Source organism: Pseudomonas peli (assembly GCF_900099645.1).
Lineage (GTDB): Bacteria > Pseudomonadota > Gammaproteobacteria > Pseudomonadales > Pseudomonadaceae > Aquipseudomonas > Aquipseudomonas peli.
In genome coordinates, this window is sequence record NZ_FMTL01000001.1 from 339,527 (window position 1) to 357,865 (window position 18,339).

Sequence of the window (18,339 nt, forward strand, 5' to 3'; positions counted from 1 at the left end):
GGCCTACCCCGATTCAAGTACAGCACTTAGAGCTCAGCCGACAGCGGGCTCAGCTGGCAAACAGATATCCTTCCACATCCATTCCGGCATCACGCATCTGCGCCAGCTTGTAGCGCAAGGTACGTGGGCTTATGCCCAGGCGCTCAGCGGCTTCCTTGCGACGACCACGCTCGGCACGCAAGGTATCGATGATCATCTGAAATTCATGCCGACGCAGATCATCGCCCAATGCACCAGCTTCAGCCGGCGAGGCATCCTGCTGCGCAGGTACGCTATTGACCACCACCGACAACAGCGGTTGCGCGGGCGGCGTAACGGCCGAACCAATCGGCGCCAGCAGACAGAGGTCCTGCGGCTGAATCAGACCGCCTTGCTGCAGAATCAACGCACGCTGGATGGCGTTATCCAGCTCGCGCACATTGCCCGGCCAGCTATGACTCATCAGGCTCACCTGCGCCTGCGGGGAAAGCCGAATCGGCGCGTGGTTCATTTTCTTCACGTATTTGGCCAGCAAGCGCTCGGCCAGCGGCACGATGTCCGCAGGGCGCTCACGCAGGGGTCGCCAGGCCAGCGGAAAGACCGACAGGCGATAGTAGAGGTCTTCACGGAAACGCCCCGCCGCCACTTCTGCGGCCAGGTCACGGTTACTGGTGGCCAGCACGCGGATATCCAAGGTAATCGGCTTGCGTGCCCCCACCCTCTCTACCTCGCGCTCTTGCAGCACGCGCAGCAGCTTGGCCTGCAGACCCAGTGGCATCTCGGAAATCTCGTCGAGCAGAATGGTGCCGCCCTCGGCCAACTCAAACTTTCCGGGCGCGCTGGCAATGGCGCCGGTAAAGGCGCCCTTCTCGTGACCAAACAGCGTGGCCTCGAGCATATTGTCTGGAATCGCTGCGCAATTGATCGCGATGAAGGGTTTGTTGCCGCGTGGCGATTGCTGGTGGATAAAACGCGCCAACACTTCTTTACCCGTACCGGACTCGCCCGTGATCAACACCGTGGAATCGCTTTGCGCCACCCGTGTGGCCAACGCCAGCAGTTGCACGCTGGCCGGTTCTTCGGCAACGGGACCATCCTGCTCGCTGACAGAAACCCGGCCCAAGGCATGCCGATCCACCAGCGTCAGTAAGGCCTTTGGCTCGAATGGTTTGACCAGGTAATCCGCCGCGCCTTGCCGCATGGCATCCACCGCCCGCTCCACCGCGCCGAACGCAGTCATCAGCAGCACCGGCAGTTGTGGCTGACTCTGACGAATCTGCGCGAGCAACTGATGACCATCCATTCCGGGCATGTTTACGTCGCTGACCACCAGGCCGAAAGGTTCTTCGGCAATCGCCAGCAGCGCCGCTTCGGCGCAATCCACCGCACGGTAATCATGCCCACCCAGCGCCAGGGTATCGGCCAGGGCTTCGCGCAACGCGCGGTCATCTTCGACCAGTAGAATTTTGCTCGCCATGGATGGTTACTCCTGAATCAAAGGGTGCGTAGCACCAAGCAGCGGCAAGGTGAGAATGGCGCAGGTACCACGCCCCGGCCGCGAACGCAGCTGCACATCGCCCTGATGGGCGCGCGCCACTGCCTTGACCACGGCCAGGCCAAGCCCGGTGCCGGTGGTTTTGGTGGTAAAAAAGGGTTCGCCAAGCCGCGCCAGTGTCGCGCTGTCTATGCCTGGGCCGTTGTCGCTGATGCACAGGCGCAGCGTTTCGCCGCGCTGATACAGATGAATCTTCAAACGCGCTTCACGGCCGCCGGCCTGAATCGCGTTCTCGATCAGATTGAGCACGGTGCCAACCAGGGTGTCGCGGTTGCACAGCAACTCGCCCGCACGGCTGTCGCACTGCCAGCGCACCTGCATATCCAGCACATGGGGCTCGGCGGCACTGCGCAGCGCATCGAATAGCGCCTTGGGCGCCAGACGATCCGGCAGCGGCAACTCACCACGGGCGAAGATCAGCATGTCGCGCACCTGATGCTCCAGCTCGTGCAGGCGCTCTTTCAGGCGTCCAGCAAAGCGCTGCTGTTGCTCAACTGGCAGCACCTGCTCGGTCAGGTGACTGGCATAGAGCAGTGCAGCGGAAAGTGGCGTGCGTATCTGGTGAGCCAGAGAAGCGACCATACGGCCCAAAGCAGACAACCGCTCATGACGAGACAATTGATCCTGCAAGCGCCGGGTTTCTGTCAGGTCAGTTAATAGCACCAGCTGACCAGGCTCGGCATGCAAGGAGCGGGTGGCAATCGACAAACGCCGGCCATCCTTCAGGGAGATTTCGTGACCGTCATCCTCGCGCGGGGCAAAGTTACGCGCGATGACCTGGCGCCAAAGCATGCCCACCAGCGGTTGGCCGAGCAGGTTACGCGCCACCGGGTTGGCCTCACGCACCACGCCCTGACCATCAATCACGATCACCCCGCCGGGCAGCAGATCCAGCAGGCTCTGCAGGCGATGAGCCAGGCGCTCTTTCTCGGCCAGCTCTTGCATACGCTGAGCACTTACCAGCGCCAACTGGCCCTTAAGCTCAGTTACCCGCGCCTCCAGCATGCTGTAGCTGGTGCTGAGTTGAGTCGACATCTGGTTGAACAAAGCAAAAGCCTGTTCGAGCCCGGCACGGCTGGCCTGCTCCGCGGGAGCGGGCGCTTCGGATTCTTCAGGGCGTTGGGCGTTAGCGTTCATGGTTCTCTCTCGCGCAGCGAGCCGTCATAAGACAGTCAGTTGCAAGAGAGTTAGCAATACCCGTGCCTGAAAAAATATCCTTTTAAATCAATACCATAAAAAACAAAGCCGAAGGTTTCGTCAAACCTTCGGCTTTATTAGGGAGACTGCGCCAAGTCACTGACGATTGCCTGACGCAGAAAGGTCAGTCGTCCAGACCCTCATCATCACGCCGGCTCATGCCGTACTTGCGCATTTTCTCGACCAGGGTGGTGCGCCGAATACGTAAACGTTCGGCAGCACGCGCCACCACACCACTGGCATCGTCGAGCGCCTGTTGAATCAAGCCCTGCTCAAGGTTGCCCAGGTAATCTTTCAGGTCCAGGCCTTCCGGCGGCAGCATGGCCATCGAATCCACACCCGGCAGACCGGCCAGGATAGTCGCGCGCTCATCCAGCTCATCACGCAAGCTGGCCACCATGTTCTCGTCTTCATCGTCGACATGGCGAAATTTCTTCGGCAGCTCGCCCACGCCAATCACGCCGTAGGGATGCATGATCGCCATGCGTTCGACCAAGTTGGCCAGCTCGCGCACGTTACCCGCCCAGTCATGCCGGCACAGCGACATAATGGCCGCCGAGTTGAAGCGGATAGAGCCACGTTTCTCGAACTCCATGCGCGAGATCAGCTCATTCATCAGCAGCGGGATGTCCTCGATACGCTCACGCAGCGGGGCCATCTCGATCGGGAAGACGTTGAGGCGGTAATACAGGTCCTCACGGAAGCTGCCGTCCTCGATCATTTTCTCGAGGTTCTTGTGCGTGGCCGCAATGATCCGCACATCGGCGCTCTGGGTCTTGTTGCTGCCGACGCGCTCGAAAGTGCGCTCCTGCAATACGCGCAACAGTTTGACCTGCATGGGCAGCGGCATGTCACCGATTTCATCGAGAAACAGGGTGCCGCCATTGGCCAGCTCAAAGCGCCCGGCCCGACTGGTGATTGCACCGGTAAACGCGCCCTTCTCATGGCCGAACAGCTCGCTCTCAAGCAACTCGGCAGGGATTGCGCCGCAATTGACTGGAACAAAAGGCGCTTCACGACGCTTGGAGTGGTAATGCAGATTGCGCGCGACCACTTCCTTACCCGTGCCCGATTCACCAAGGATCAGCACGCTGGCCTCGGTATCGGCCACCTGCTGCATCATCTGTCGCACTTGCTGGATGGCCCGGCTGGTACCAACGAGGCTGCGGAACAGATTGGTCTCGCGCTGACGGCCGCGCTCACGGGCCTGATCGTACATCTCGCGATAAACCTGGGCACGGTGCAGGGAGTCGAGCAGCTTGTTGTAGCTCATCGGCATTTCCAGCGTCGCCAGTACGCAGCGGCGCTGTTCTTCTGGCCACTCGGCAGCGACCTGATCGTTAATCAACAGCGTCGGCAGGAACTCATCCCAGACGGCCAGCTGTTTCAGCATCTCTAGCACGCCACCTTTGGCTTTCACTTCACCAAGCAAGACGCTAAGTACTTCACGACTAGACCCCAACTCCGCGACGCATTGGCGCCAGTTTTGACTGTCACACGCCAGATGATCTTCACCGAGAAAATTCAAGATCACCGTCAAGTCGCGACGGCGCTCGCTGTTATCGTCAATCAGGAGGATTTTGGTTTCACGCCACATAATTTATTTACTGATCCTGGAGTGAAAAACGCGCCCGCCGCCCAAACATCGCTCAACCCAGCGCCGGGAATTGGCCAGTAGTTAAGTCAATTTTTTGTTAATAGTCAATTTAATGGCGTGCTTTTTATTGGACTCGCCAAGCAAACTCAGCTTGAGCAACAACTTAGGGGAAATGGAGAGAAGATGAAGCGTTACCAGAAGGTCAATACTGGACAGCATCGACCGAAGACAGCCAATCAACCAAATAGCTGATAGACCTTGGCACCTTGTTGCGACTGGTTCAGCTGAACGAGCTCATGGGCCAAGCGCTGCTGTTCGGCTTGGCACACATTCACCAGTTCGCGATAAAGATCCAGCAACTCCTGCATGCGAGCACGCAGGGTTTCTTCATCGTTCGCAGATTCAACCATCGCTTCGTCAACAGCCAGGCGGCACTGTAGGTCTAACTCGCCAATGGCGGCCCAATCCTGACTGGCCAACGCAGTGCGCAATGCGCTACCGGTTTCTTCAAGACGCTGCACGGATGAACTCATAAACAATTCCTCAGGCGGGAAACAGCATCACTCAGCGATAGCATCCCAGCCAGCTTTTACATTACGCAGCAGGCCTGCAACTTCATCAAGCGGCGCGATCTCATTCTGCACATTGGCATCCACCAAACGCGTGGCCATGTATTCATACAGACTATCGAGATTGGCAGCGACTTCACCGCCTTGCTCAAGGTTAAGACCTTCACGCAAGCCGCCAATAATACCAATGGCCTTGCTGATCAGCTCCCCTTTGAGGGCGACCTGGTTGCGCTCCATCGCACCACGCGCTTGCGCCAAACGCGTCAGCCCACCTTCCATCAACATCTGAATCAAGCGATGCGGGCTGGCTTCAACAGCCTGAGCCTGAGTGTTGACGGTTTGATACTGCTTGAGAGCCGCCATAGCGTTCATCGTTGTTCTCGCTGTTCTGTTTACTGAATACCTTGGGTATCGGCGCTGCAGAACAAAGCTTTAACAACGAAATCAGTTTCCTACAGCTGGCTCGACTTCTGGACCGATGGCGTCCCATGCACTCTTGATTTGCTCAAGCAGCGCCTGAACCTCATCCAGCGTACGCGGCGTACTGTCTACTGCTACGCCCGCCAACCGACGTGTCATATAGTCGTAAAGCGAATCCAAGTTTTCGGCAATCTCACCACCCAGCTCTTTGTCCAAGCTGGCCTGTAATACACCCAGAATAGTAATGGTGCTACCAACAGCCATACCGCGAATCTCGGCATCGCCCTCAACCTGGGCATGCTTAGCCAACATCACACGTTGCAGGGCCCCCTCAAGCAGCAACTGAACAGTGCGATAGGGCGAAACATCATGACTGGTATTGACCTGTTTATAGGTGTCGATCGGTTTCTTGCTCATTACTAATCCTTTTTAACGAAGCCTGGCAGGCTGGCGAGCTGGCCTGCCAAACTTTCGCTGGTTTTCTGCAGACGCCCTACAAGGGAATCCATAGCGTTGTATTGAGCATAAAGGCGCGTCTGCAGGCTCTCGACTCGAACAGCCAATGCCTTGCGCTGCTCATCGACACCAACCTTAGTGGCTTGCAACGCATCAGTTCGCTGCTCGAGCACACCCGAGGCGCCAACATATGCGCCAACAGATTTGGATAGACGCCCCATCAGGCCATTGTCACCGGCAAGATAACCGGCCACTTGATCGAAATTGCTATCCAGCGATTTGGTTAACGCGGCGTCATCAATCTTGAGCTGACCGGTTTTCCAATCAGAGGTAATACCCAAATCTGCAAGCGCCCGCACACCGCCTTCACCGGTCAGATTGACCATTTCATTGCGCAAACTGGACAGCACATTGCGTATAGAGGAGTCACCGAGCAAAGGGCCCGTTACCGGCTTACCTCCATCGACCGGCACAACGGCGGTCAACTGAGAAGTCGTACTGATCAACGCGTTGTATGCATCAACAAACTTCTGCAGGTTGGTTTTCACTGCGCCTTTATCGACGCCAACAGTGACACTGATGGTTTTACCATCGGCCAAATCAGTGGAGCTCTGCGCTGCAGTCAGATCCAGCGTCACACCTTCTAGAGCGTCTTCAATGCGGTTGGTATTGCGCACCAACTCCAAACCATCAATCGATATCTTGGCCGACTGGGCCTTGCTGATCACACCACCAGTACCCGTAGTGGAATTAGGTTTAAGGAAGGCATCGGCATTGCCGGGGTCGACCGTCGGAGCAAACGCCTGAGAGGTCAACGCATTGGTTCCAGTGGTGACATTGTCTTCGCTGGCTACGACCTGAATATCATTGCCTGCACCACTTTTGGTTGAGTTCAGCACCAGCCGCGAGCCCGAATCATCCGTGATGACGGTTGCACTCACACCGCTGCTTTTACCCGCCTCGTTGATCGCATCGCGCATACCCGCCAGGGTGTTATTGCCTGAGGTAATGTTGACGCCGAAGCTCGAACTGCCCGTAGAAATAGTCAGTGAACCGCTGTTGAATGTAGCGGTATTACCACCAGTGACCGACTGCAACGCCACCTTGCTGCTGGTCGCCAGCTGCTTGACCTGCACGTTGTAGTTGCCTGCCGGGGCGGTAGTAGAGGCGGTGACCTTAAGAGCGCTGGTATTGGAAGAACTCGCCGTTCGCGACTCGAATAAGGAAGGCTTATTCAGCGAGTCGACGGCAGTTTTGAAGGTATTGAGCGCGCTGGTCAGCGAGCCCATGGCTGAGATGCGTGCAACGGTGGTTTTCTCGAGACGGTCAAGTTGGTTGGTCTTGGGTGCCCTTTCGGCATTGACCAACGCTGTGACGATTTCGTCGATTTTGATTCCTGAGCCAATGCCCGTAATCCCGACCATGCTTCACCTCGCCAAAATAATGACTGCAATCACGCTAGATAAGCGTTAACAGTCAAAAGCTGTGCCAACCTTGTTGGCTAGGCCTCAGCTTTGAATAACAAACTACGAACCTCCGAGAGATTCTCTGCTAATTGCAGCGCTTCCTCAGAAGGGATCTGCCGAATCACATCGCCTGACCCAGCATCAGTCACTTTGACCACGACACGCCCACTGCCCTCTTCAAGGGAGAAATTGAGGCTGCGACGAACCGATTGGACAAAGTCCTGAATCGTCGCAACTGCCGCTTCAACCTCTTCACGAGAAGACGCAGGGCCACTCTCTACCTGTGTAGCGCTTCCAGTTGTAGCGTCTTCAGAAGGCTTACGCTCAACACCATCGGCACCAACCTTGGCAGATGGACTGGGCGTACGCTCTGCTTTAGAAGCAACAGCGGTGGATGCCGACGAAACCTGAATTGAACTAATGTCCATAACTTTCTCCTCAGAATGAGGGAACGGGGAGAAGAGCTAAGCCCTTCTCCCCGGAGTCTAGCGCGTTTACCCTTAGCCGAGCAGGCTGAGTACAGCCTGTGGCAGCTGGTTAGCCTGGGCCAAGATCGCAGTACCAGCCTGCTGCAGGATCTGATTTTTGGTCAGTTCCGAAGTTTCAGCAGCGAAGTCAGTGTCACGGATCCGGCTGCGAGCTGCAGATGAGTTCTCAGAAATGTTCTGCAGGTTCGAGATGGTGTTCTCGAAACGGTTCTGAACAGCACCGAGCTGAGCACGCTGGCTATCGATGTTAGAGATCGCACCGTTGATGATACCCAGAGCATCTTGAGCACCTGTGGCAGTACTAATGTCGATTTCCTTAACGCTATCAAGCGAACTAAAGCCAGGAGTACCAAGACCGCCACCAGTACCTTTCACTTCAAATGCATCGGCAGCCTCAAGTTGCACTTGCCCATCAACGCGAGCACCACCGCCACTAGCAGCAACTGTTGCGGGGGTTCCCCCCACATTTGCCGAACCGTCAAAGTTTTTAGCTTGCAAGGTAGCTGTACCTACACTGCCACTACCAGCGGTATATCCAGTAATGCTGATAGCATCACCACGAGAGCTCACCAATTCGATAGTACTTCCTTTTGAAACAGCCGAAATACCAGTCTTTCCAGTCTCGCGGTTAATTGCATCAGCCAAAGCAGAAAGATCAGTGGTATCAGTCACTACTGCAGACACAGTGGCCGCATCGCCCGAAACAGAGTTACTGGTCACACCCGCCAAGTTAAACGAGATAGTACCCGATGAGGCAGCATCGACATCCAGCGAGGCAACTGTACGAGCATTAGCAGTAACACCTGTCTCATCGCTCTTAGCATTTACTGCCTTGGCAACTTCACTTGCAGATCCACTGGTAGCCAAGGAAATAGTGACATCTCCATCGGAAAGCTTGGAGTTAATAGTGAACGAACCACCACTGTATGCAGAGCCCGAAGTAGCACTAAAAGCAGCGCCCGCACCAATAGCTGCACCAGCAGCACCGCTGGTGGTGACTCGGTTGATACCAATACGGTCGGTTGCGGCCGAACCAATAGAGACACTGATAGTCTCGTAGGCATTAGCACCCACCTGAAACGCTTGAGAACCGAATGAACCGTCAAGGATCTTACGGCCACCAAAACTGGTGGTTTCAGAAATACGGTTCAATTCTTGTTGCAGCTGCGACACTTCGCCTTGCAGAGCGGCACGTTCGGTAGCGCCATTGGAACCGTTGGCCGACTGCAGAGCCAGGTCACGAATACGCTGCAGGATGCCAGTCGACTGCTGCAGTGCACCTTCAGCAGTTTGCGCCAGGGAAATGCCGTCGTTGGAGTTACGGGTCGCAACGTTCAGACCGTTGATCTGGCTGGTCAGACGGTTGGAAATCTGCAAGCCGGCGGCGTCATCCTTGGCGCTGTTGATACGGAAGCCCGTGGACAGGCGCTGCAGCGAAGTGTCCAGGCCTTTGGATGAGCTGTTGAGGTTACGCTGAGTGTTGAGTGACGCTACGTTTGTGTTGACTGTAAGGGCCATGGTGTTTGCCTCCAAAGGACCGTGCTACTGAGTTTGTCTGAGCCTGCGAGCTTCGGGCCTGCTTTGCTCAGACGCCCCATAAAGTTCGCATTCGATCTTTATATCGGCGGCCTTAGGAACAGCTTTAGCAACTCGTTCTATTTTTTTTTCCACAAACAGAACAGACACTTAAGCAGCACAGCCGAGAAAAATCGGGTATCTGTCGACATCCCGACGGCAAATACCAAGCTCTTCGCATACAAAAACAACCAACCACCGGCTCTACGCCGATTATCAACACTACATCAGCATCAGCATCAGCATCAGCATCAGCATCAATCAGGCAACCATGAGGTTCTCCATGCCTCAAGATTTATTCCCTCAAGCATCCAGCTGTCCTGCACCTGCTTACGCAGGTCATCACCCATCTTGGCGCTCGCGTCCAGATCACTGATGTGCATACGAATTGCATCAACCCAGTCCTTGAAACGGTTTTTTACCCTGGTGACCGGCAAAGCGCCCTGATAACAAACCAGATCACTGCAGACCACAGGGAATCCGCAGGCACCATACTCCAACAACCGCAGGTTACTCTTGCATTCGTTAAACAGGTTCTGCTCCACCGGTGCCAAGGCCAAGTCCAAATTCATACGAGCAAGCGCCGCAGGGTATTTGTCGATGGCAATTCCAGGATGGAATTCATGCACATAGGGCCGCAGCTTGTCCGGGCACATTCCAAAGAAAACCCACTCCACCTCATCAACCAGAGCTTTGACCACATCAGATATCATTTCCAGATCACCGGTATGGCTAACCCCACCGGCCCAACCAACACGTGGCTTCTTCGAACTGCGTCGCTGACTACTTAGGCCTCGCCACCACTGGGGATCCAAACGGTTGTGCACCACCCGGATATCATCATGCAAACCATAATATGCTTCGGCCAATGGCTCGGTTGAGACGACAAAACGATTGACGTAGCTCAGACCACGCCGCAAGGAGCGAGTAATATCTTTAGGCATGTGCGCGCGGTGAGCACTTTTCATAGGCAAATTAGGTAAGTAGTCGTCTAGCTCGAACACCTTGAAGGCTGCAGAGAAGGACTTAATACGTCGTATCTGTTCAATTTGTGCATCGCTGATCTGACGTTGCAGCACGATAGCGTCTGGCCTGAAACGTTCCAGTTCGGCCACAGTTAAGAACCGATCCGACAGTACACCATCGGCCAAGCCGGCCCGATTCAGGGCACCAAGCGGCTGGATAACCCGATAGTGTCCACATCCCATCGCATCGGCAGCATGAGCAAGCACGGTCGGCAGGGGCTTCCAGGAAGACAGAGGACGCCAACTCAAAGGACTCTCCGCCAACTTAAATCCAGAAGCGTCAGACAGCGATAAGTTCGGGTTATAAGCTGGATCGCACGCCAATTGCGGCAACCAGCGAGCATACATCGCGTCTTCCTCTTTTACACTCGCAGGCGGTAGCTCTTCTTCATTGATCAGCAACTCCACTCGAGGCGTCCAGACATTCAAGTAGCCAGCCTCATGCAGCCGTAAACACAAGTCAACATCAGCCCAACGAGCCAGATCACTGCTTTGCTCGAAACCACCCGCCTCAATAAACAACTGCTTGCGCAGCATCAGACACTGGCCACCCAAGGCCGTGTAGTTCTGATCGATCTGCAGGCGCTGTAAGTATCCCGGGGCGTCTGGAGAGAGACCAATGAACGCAGGACCTGCCACCCCCCCAAGCCCCAAGACGAGTCCCGCCTGGCGAACGCTGCGATCCCCCCCCAGAAGCTTAGCCCCTACCGCGCCCACCTCAGGACGAGCAGCATGATTGAGCAGTTGCTGCAACCACTCAGCCTCAAACACGGCAATACCCGAATCCAGCCACAAGAGAAACTCGCCCCGTGCCAGTTCAGCAGCCTGATTGCGCACCTGTGACGCAGGAATATCAGCGAAGCGCAGCACACGGATATGCTCTGTACCCAGTTGTTCCAGGCCAGCCAGCCATTCCAGTAGCACCGGGTCATCATTGCCCTGATCCAGTAACAGCACTTCGTAGTGCGGGTAGGATGTTCTCTCCAGCACGGATTCCAAACAGCGCTGGACTTTACCCAAAGCACCCTTGACCAGAACCAATATGCTCACCAGAGCATTGCTAGCAACACCATAGTCCAGGTCATAGCAACCGGATAAACGCGAGCCGAGCCGAGCATCCTGAAACCCCCGCGCAAGTAAGTGGCGCTGGATAGTGGCCCTCTCATCGGGGCTATCCTTTAAATTAAGGGCATTACATATCAGCAATGGCTCACTGATATGCCCAAGCCCATTGAAACCCTGAGCCTCAATCAAGCGCAATATGTAATCCAGTTCGAAAGCCTCACCAGCCTCGGCACGAAAACCGCCCATATCCAGCCATACATCACGTTTGAACAGCCAGTGACGAGACATGCCTGCAGGCAGACTCAACAACATATCTAGATTAAGGTCTGGGCGTAGGGCAATACCTAATCCGCCACCTGCCTGGCGTATTACCTCATCGCCGTATACAGCTCGAAGAGCTGGGGCCCCCAGCAAATCCAGCGCCGCGATAAGTAAACCGCTCGGAGTGAACTCATCACCGGCATTGACCAGCATCAACCAGTCGAAACTGCTTTGCTCGATGATCTGGTTGATCGCCTCGATATGATCGCGTCCGTCAAACCGAATAAAATGCAGCTTATCCTCAGCCGACGTTTGTGGCACCAACGCCGTCGTCAGTGCAAGGATACGCACAGACGCATAAAGGCTGTGCTCCAGGCCGAGACTACTCACCGTACGCACTAATCGCTCATTGCTGCCCTCAACATCCAGAATCAGCACACCGAAAACAGGGTTAGCCACCGTTTCCAGACGACGTGAGATCAGCTCATGTTGTGCCTTGGAGGGAATACGCTCACCAAGCCAGCGTAGAAGCTCATATTTGCCAGTATTTCCCGCTCGCTCCTTTGAGGCCGCCTGAGTTACTTCGATAAAATGATCCAGCGCCGGCCAGAACTCGGCCTCAAGCCTTAACCAATTATCACGCACCTGTGGAAGCGTACTCCGAGCGCGCTCAAGCTCTTCCGGCGCAACACCCCAGGCTACACCATCACTCTGAGTCTCGTGAACGCCTATTCTGGGTGCGCCCTCTTCTAAGATAACCACGCACAGGCAACCACAAAGTGCAGCCTCGGCTCCCAGTGCTGATGACCCGCAGCAGTAGAATGTCTCACACTGCTGAAAAAGGTCAGCCATCTCCTCCCAGGAAACGGGCCACTGTGCAGTTATTTCCACTGCATCCGGTGGCAGTAACGATGGATCGATATAAAGATCCCCCCGGCGCCCTCGGTAGTAACACACCTTACCCGACACCCGCTTCTCGGGATTCTCCGGGAGACGAAAAACCGTCAAATCAAAAGGCGGCAGCATCATCACCCGATCATCAGGAATACCGGGAATAAGAAGATCCCGAGAATAGGCAAAAAGAATATCCTCTTCGCCGAACTTACCACTACCCTCGATAAACCCTGGTCGATTCAACAGATAACGCGCCACGACGCCAGCGTTCAGGGGATTGCCTTCCACGATTTCAGGATAGACCGTAATAGGTTCAAGACCTTGGGTGCGGTGCAGCTTGACGACACCATCTGTCAGTTGAGGTGTCATCAATTCAGGATTAAGCACACTAGCAGTGACATAGGCCTCATGCCCCGTACGCATCAGTGCATCACAGAGCATATGCATGACCCGAACGCCGGCAGAAGTGCGCCGGTAATCCGGCGCGTAGATGTAATAAGGATGTGGCCGTTTTGAAAACAGTTTACGCATCGCTTTCATTCTCCACTGCCACTATGGCGATAAAAAGCCCAGACAACGATCATGCCCAAGACTACTTAATAAGGCGCACTCTGATTTCGCTATCAGCATATGAGCTTTATAAAAATCAATCAGTAAGCCTGTAAGCTTGCCTTCCCCAACAGGCCATGCTGTCGATGGAAATATCCAGATCTGTCCATACATCCAGCCCCAATGAGCGCGCCCGCCCAACATCTGGCACATAAAACGACCGGACACAGTCATCCTCATTGCCCAATATGTATAGCGGCTTCCCCGGTGCGACTCGGGAGATAACCCGACGTGCCAGATCGATGATGCTGATAGCCTGATCAGAACCAACGTTATAAGCCTGCCCAGATTCACCACGCACCAAAATAGTCAGCAGCCAGGCAGCAAGATCCGCCCCGTGCAAATAGCTGCGCATAGCCGTACCACTGGAGTTCAGGACAATGGCATCCGCATAAAGCGCATCGCGCACAAAATTGCCAATGGCAAAATGCTCATTAAGTGGAAGCCCTGGCCCGGAAAACGCGAAACACCTAGCGTGTACCAACTCGAAACCATGATGATCGGCATATAACGCAGCAAGTGTTTCCGCTGCTCGCTTGGCTTCTCCATATGCACTAGCCGCTTGTTCGGATGCGCAAGCCAGCCTGCAGCTCTCGCCGACCGGACCGAGTTGTGCGTCCAGCACGCCATATTGGGCACCTGAACCGACCAGCAGGACTCGTTCAATCCCAGCCTGCACTACATTCTCCAACATATTTCTCGTACCACCGAGAATGCTGTCGTAGATGTTCAGCTGATCCTGTTGGGCAGCCACAGATGTGTCCGTGGCACCATGCAGCAGCAGATCGAAACGTTGTGACGCCAACGACACATGCCGAACATCGGCCATGACCCAGTGCAGCCATCCAGCGTTCCGATAGAACGGATTGGCATCCAGAAAGCGCGCTGGGTCACGGGAAACGACCGTAACCTGAATATCGACTCCCTGTTCGCGAAGAACGGACAGCAGTATCAACAGCCACTTGCCGAAAAATCCGGTTCCACCAGTCAGCAACAAATGCTTGCACTCAAGCCATTCCGACAACTCAGGCAACCACTGCAACGCGCGGATGACTTCCTGACGAAGCAGGGAATGGTCAATCGAGAATGACCTTTGGATTCGTAGCTGTCCGCTCACAGCCCGCGTGTCTCGATCATCCGCTGCTGATCGCTGTCTAGAAAGTCTCCGGCAATATTTCCCAGCATCAATGCAGAGTCTGCAATGACGGCTTGCTTCACTCTCAATCCGTTGAGTATTTCCCGACAGGATAGCTGCCCTTTCTGCAGCGGAACCGCCAAGTAGAAGTCCTCGTTAAAAGTTGCATGACTAACCTCATAACCCGAAGGCAGGTTGCGTCGCGCGTAGACCCCCCGCACCAGGTTGTCAAGATATTGGATCTCCCTGCTTGGCAAGACCCTCCGCTGGCTACCAGCACCGCCGCACATCTCGCGTGCCTTATGATATGCCGAGAACCACTTGGTCGCCTGATGAGGCAAGGAGCAGTATGGCGCCACCGGGATTTCATCTGCGTCGATATCGATGTGCCGCTCCCAGGTTCTGGCCCCCTTGGCATAGGAGATGAGCATAGAACTGCTCCAGTCATGGTACTCATGGGTGGAAAAACCAATCACATGGTCGGGGTAGCGCTCACGCAAGTAGTCGATCTGGTTAAGCTCCAGCTCGTGGTCTTCAGAAGGATAAAGCGAGACGCAGTGATTGATTGCCAGTGGTATCTGTCTATTACCGAAGAATCTCACCACATCATCCAGGTTCTTATCGCTGGCACCTCCCGATGAAATGATCACCGGACGGCGGGTGTGGCCGACGCGCTCGATCAAAGGCCAATCGTTGATGTCCGAGCTGGCGATCTTGATAATCGGGAAATCAAATTTCTCACACAATTCGACCGAGCGCTCGTCGAAGGGTGTAGCCATCGGCAAACAACCAGAATGCTTGATAGCTTTAACTAAGGAAGAGAACTCACCCTCAGAAAGCTTAGTATCTAGCGTCTTTTTCACATAGCGAATATCTGTGCGATGCTTGAAATCTTTATGCACGAACGCATCTACATCGCGAAACTGCAGCTTGATGGCCGCTCGGACGTTGCTGAAGCGCACTGCACTGGAAAACTGCTGAATAATTTTTAGGCCACGACTCACGCTGCCCCAGTGATTATTCGCCAACTCAAGCACGAATAGGTCTTCGAATATCTTATTTTGGTCTTGCATGGCTCATCTTCCCCTACCGCTCTGCCAATTATGGCGGCCCTATTGATGGTCTTGGTAATAGGCATAGAAAACCGCGTCAAATGAATTGGATTTATGCACTTTGAGCACCACCTTGTAATTTTTGGACAAATCATTGATAAGCAAAGGAATACGCCATAGATCGTCCCAGCGGTGGTAACCCGCAATGGCAAGGAAAGGCGGAAAAGCCTCGGCAATCAGCTTACATGCGCCTTGGAGGGCAGGAATTTCACTGCCCTCGATATCAAGCTTGATGAAGTCAATACGGGTATGCCTAAACAGGTCGTCCAGAGCCGCAACCTGGATCGTGCAGTCACCCTCGCTGTCCAGACTGCTGGCGTCGCTCTGACCAGAGCGAAATCGGAGGAAGGCTGGCGTATCGGACAGCCCTAGCGGGAACTGGATTACCGAGGATGCCTGCCCTGCAGTGAAAGCACATAAGCGCTGATAGTTGCCAGGGTCTGGTTCAAAGGCATAGATCTGAGCCGGGCTCAGCGCGGATTGAGCCATACGCAGAGTATCGCCATCGTAGGCACCGCCATCCAAATAGCTGCAGCCGCTTGCGGGCATCCAGCGCCGCAGCGACTCGGGAAAATATTGCTGTTCGGCGCAAAGAGTAATGGGATCGTCCAGAACAATGCCCAAGCGAAAACTAACGATAGCGTCATAGGCTACACGACTCTCATCGTCCACCAGCAAACCTCGAGCCTGCTCAATCAATGGCCACTGCGAACGATAACCCTCCAGCGGTGCAAGCCAGTAGCGCCAGCCCATGGCAGGCGCTACCCACGAGAAGAACTCCTGCGGAGTCCGTACATCGCGAAATCCCAACGCCAGGCATTGCTTGCGCAACCCGGTCAACTCCGCATTGATGTGGTTATTAAAGATGCCGATCCAGATCGGGTAGTGCAGCAAGTCGGAGGGAAAAGTATCCCAGACATGGATAGTGAGCCCATCGATCTCATTATCCACCTGTGTTCTACTAGACACTATAAAAGCGTGAACCTTGATGCCCTGCCCTTGACAGGCCACACGCAGGGCGCGTGCAAAACCGCCAGCACCCATGATCGATATACCATCACGGCGCGCTAGCGCCAAGGCGGACTCCAGCTCTTGTTGCTGCACACAGGCCTGATGCTCGTCGAAGCTCATGCTCATCTCCTTACTGCATTGATAGCTGCCGCCTCTGCGCGCACAGCGCGAACTTGCTCGATATCGAGGAACGGATACATGTCATCCAGCTCAGGCGTCTGGAACTTACCGTCTTCGTCCATTCGTGATTTGAGGCGCGGCTCAAACTCTTGTTCAGGGTTGACAAGGACATGCAGCAGCATTGGACCATCCCCTTCCAGAATGGCCTCCAGTAAAGGAATATCGTCCACATCATTCAGCCGATATGCTGCTATGCCGTATGCCTCGGCAAGGTGCACATAATCAGGACAGTCCACGCCGCTCTGCGGTGTTGCGCCAACTACATGCCCGAAAAAGTTTTCATGGGTCTGGCGTATGGATAAATAGCCCTGGTTGTCGAGTACCACGATCACTACGTTGGGCCCGAGGGTGCACAACGTTTGCAACTCCTGAACATTCATCTGCAAGCTTCCATCCCCAGCAAAGCAGATAACCCGCCGACTAGGTGCCGCCAGCGCAGCTCCGAGCGCAGCTGGCAAGTCGTAGCCCATCGAAGCAGAGCCCGAGTTGCTGAACATGCGCTGGCCGGCCTGCAGGTGGCCTACCTGAAAAGGCAGAATGCAGGCAGAAGCATTGCCGCATACGATAATGTCATCTACACGCAAACGCTCGAAAACATATTCGACGAAAGCATAAGGGTTGAGTTTTTGACCAGCACAGTGGTCTATGCGCCTGAGAGGAAAACGCCCGGGTAAGGTTTTCAGCCAATGCACCCAAGGCGAGAAATCCGGCAATTGATGGAGATCAAGCGCTGCTTGCAATTCACTCAGAAACACCTTGATATCAGCCTCGATACGAACGTCCGTCTGCAGCGTTGGCTTGTTTAATTCAGCCGGGTCGATGTCAACATGTATCTTGAATGCCCTGCATGCAAAAGCATCCCAGTTATAACTCGTCTGGCGAATATTAAGGCGTGAGCCGAGCACTATAACCAAGTCGGCGTTTTGCAAGGTAAAATTACCGGCCCGTGTTCCAATCGTGCCAGGGCGACCGGCAAACAAAGGATGATCGCTGGCAATCAGGTCATGAGTCCAAGCAGTCGCCAGCGGAATCTGGTGGTGCTCGACAAACGCCAGTAACGCCTGTTCTGCCCCACTAAGTCGCACACCGGTTCCTGCAAGTATCAAGGGCCGATTGGCCGCCAACAGCTGCTGTACCACTTTGTCACAATCGAGCGACAGTGATCGGCTACTAATGTCCTCCGATGCTGGGCAAGGAACGAACTCAATGAGCTCCTTACTGCCCTGTAAATCCAAAGGAATATCAATCCATACAGGGCCGGGACGCCCCTCGCATGCCAGGTGAAGCAACTTGGGCAATGCTTCTCCCAACTCTTGTACACTACCGATTGCAAGTGCGGACTTACACACAGGCATGGCCATTGCCGTGATGGGAGCCTCCTGATCGCCCAATTGCCGAAGCCCCGGCAGTGGGCGATGATCCAGAGAGGTCTCGCGCTTCACCTGCCCAGAAATAACCAGCATAGGGATCGAGTCAGTAAAGGCTCCGAATACGCCATTGAGTGCGTTTATACCACCTGGACCGGTAGTGACGTTGACCACAGCGGGTTTACCGGTAATACGGGCATACCCTTCCGCAGCCATCGCACAGGCTTGCTCATGATGCATAAAGGTGCACTTGAGCCGGGGATGACTGGCCAATGCTTGGTTGAGGAACATAGCTCCACCACCTGTCACCGCAAATACTTGCTCGATACTCTGTGTTGCCAGCCAGTCGGCTATCTGTTCGGAAATCGTTTTCATAAG

14 protein-coding genes are annotated in these 18,339 nt (G+C 54.9%); all 14 read right to left on the reverse strand.

The window, feature by feature from the left end:
* Nucleotides 1-49: 49 nt before the first annotated feature.
* On the reverse strand, nt 50-1,456 hold the full coding sequence (locus tag BLO50_RS01750; RefSeq protein WP_090248239.1) for a sigma-54-dependent transcriptional regulator: 1,407 nt from the start codon (nt 1,454-1,456) through the stop codon (nt 50-52).
* A gap of 6 nt (nt 1,457-1,462) precedes the next feature.
* A complete protein-coding gene (locus BLO50_RS01755; protein WP_090248240.1) occupies nt 1,463-2,671 on the reverse strand; it encodes a sensor histidine kinase in 1,209 nt (402 codons plus the stop codon).
* A gap of 184 nt (nt 2,672-2,855) precedes the next feature.
* Complete coding sequence (locus BLO50_RS01760; RefSeq protein ID WP_090248242.1) at nt 2,856-4,328, reverse strand: sigma-54 dependent transcriptional regulator; 1,473 nt, start codon at nt 4,326-4,328, stop codon at nt 2,856-2,858.
* Between the two features lie 236 nt (nt 4,329-4,564).
* A complete protein-coding gene (gene fliT / locus BLO50_RS01765; RefSeq protein WP_090248244.1) occupies nt 4,565-4,861 on the reverse strand; it encodes a flagellar protein FliT in 297 nt (98 codons plus the stop codon).
* Nucleotides 4,862-4,888: 27 nt separating this feature from the next.
* Nucleotides 4,889-5,269, reverse strand: a complete 381-nt coding sequence (gene fliS, locus BLO50_RS01770; RefSeq protein WP_090248246.1) for a flagellar export chaperone FliS — start codon at nt 5,267-5,269, stop codon at nt 4,889-4,891.
* A gap of 72 nt (nt 5,270-5,341) precedes the next feature.
* On the reverse strand, nt 5,342-5,734 hold the full coding sequence (fliS, locus tag BLO50_RS01775; protein WP_090248247.1) for a flagellar export chaperone FliS: 393 nt from the start codon (nt 5,732-5,734) through the stop codon (nt 5,342-5,344).
* A gap of 2 nt (nt 5,735-5,736) precedes the next feature.
* Nucleotides 5,737-7,197: a flagellar filament capping protein FliD gene (fliD, locus tag BLO50_RS01780; RefSeq protein ID WP_090248249.1), complete on the reverse strand. Its 1,461-nt coding sequence runs from the start codon at nt 7,195-7,197 to the stop codon at nt 5,737-5,739.
* 77 nt (nt 7,198-7,274) lie between these two features.
* Entirely contained in the window at nt 7,275-7,667 is a 393-nt protein-coding gene (locus tag BLO50_RS01785) for a flagellar protein FlaG (RefSeq protein ID WP_090248251.1), read from the reverse strand.
* Nucleotides 7,668-7,739: 72 nt separating this feature from the next.
* Entirely contained in the window at nt 7,740-9,245 is a 1,506-nt protein-coding gene (locus BLO50_RS01790; protein WP_090248253.1) for a flagellin, read from the reverse strand.
* A gap of 314 nt (nt 9,246-9,559) precedes the next feature.
* Entirely contained in the window at nt 9,560-13,078 is a 3,519-nt protein-coding gene (locus BLO50_RS01795) for a glycosyltransferase (RefSeq protein ID WP_244152821.1), read from the reverse strand.
* Between the two features lie 115 nt (nt 13,079-13,193).
* Nucleotides 13,194-14,273 carry an NAD-dependent epimerase/dehydratase family protein gene (locus BLO50_RS01800; protein WP_244152822.1) on the reverse strand — a complete coding sequence of 360 codons (1,080 nt, stop codon included), beginning with the start codon at nt 14,271-14,273 and terminating at the stop codon, nt 13,194-13,196.
* Nucleotides 14,270-15,364, reverse strand: a complete 1,095-nt coding sequence (locus tag BLO50_RS01805; protein WP_090248256.1) for an N-acetylneuraminate synthase family protein — start codon at nt 15,362-15,364, stop codon at nt 14,270-14,272. The genes BLO50_RS01800 and BLO50_RS01805 overlap by 4 nt, the downstream gene beginning before the upstream one ends.
* Nucleotides 15,365-15,403: 39 nt before the next feature.
* Nucleotides 15,404-16,534, reverse strand: a complete 1,131-nt coding sequence (locus BLO50_RS01810; protein ID WP_167354418.1) for an FkbM family methyltransferase — start codon at nt 16,532-16,534, stop codon at nt 15,404-15,406.
* 2 nt (nt 16,535-16,536) lie between these two features.
* Nucleotides 16,537-18,336 (reverse strand): thiamine pyrophosphate-binding protein, encoded by a 1,800-nt coding sequence (locus tag BLO50_RS01815; RefSeq protein WP_090248259.1) that lies wholly within the window; start codon nt 18,334-18,336, stop codon nt 16,537-16,539.
* Nucleotides 18,337-18,339 lie beyond the last annotated feature (3 nt).

Bases quoted from the DNA above. Each gene is read 5' to 3' on its own strand.
- BLO50_RS01750 (WP_090248239.1), bottom strand. From the start codon at position 1,456: ATGGCGAGCAAAATTCTACTGGTCGAAGATGACCGCGCGTTGCGCGAA.
- BLO50_RS01755 (WP_090248240.1), bottom strand. From the start codon at position 2,671: ATGAACGCTAACGCCCAACGCCCTGAAGAATCCGAAGCGCCCGCTCCC.
- BLO50_RS01760 (WP_090248242.1), bottom strand. From the start codon at position 4,328: ATGTGGCGTGAAACCAAAATCCTCCTGATTGACGATAACAGCGAGCGC.
- fliT (WP_090248244.1), bottom strand. From the start codon at position 4,861: ATGAGTTCATCCGTGCAGCGTCTTGAAGAAACCGGTAGCGCATTGCGC.
- fliS (WP_090248246.1), bottom strand. From the start codon at position 5,269: ATGAACGCTATGGCGGCTCTCAAGCAGTATCAAACCGTCAACACTCAG.
- fliS (WP_090248247.1), bottom strand. From the start codon at position 5,734: ATGAGCAAGAAACCGATCGACACCTATAAACAGGTCAATACCAGTCAT.
- fliD (WP_090248249.1), bottom strand. From the start codon at position 7,197: ATGGTCGGGATTACGGGCATTGGCTCAGGAATCAAAATCGACGAAATC.
- BLO50_RS01785 (WP_090248251.1), bottom strand. From the start codon at position 7,667: ATGGACATTAGTTCAATTCAGGTTTCGTCGGCATCCACCGCTGTTGCT.
- BLO50_RS01790 (WP_090248253.1), bottom strand. From the start codon at position 9,245: ATGGCCCTTACAGTCAACACAAACGTAGCGTCACTCAACACTCAGCGT.
- BLO50_RS01795 (WP_244152821.1), bottom strand. From the start codon at position 13,078: ATGCGTAAACTGTTTTCAAAACGGCCACATCCTTATTACATCTACGCG.
- BLO50_RS01805 (WP_090248256.1), bottom strand. From the start codon at position 15,364: ATGCAAGACCAAAATAAGATATTCGAAGACCTATTCGTGCTTGAGTTG.
- BLO50_RS01810 (WP_167354418.1), bottom strand. From the start codon at position 16,534: ATGAGCTTCGACGAGCATCAGGCCTGTGTGCAGCAACAAGAGCTGGAG.
- BLO50_RS01815 (WP_090248259.1), bottom strand. From the start codon at position 18,336: ATGAAAACGATTTCCGAACAGATAGCCGACTGGCTGGCAACACAGAGT.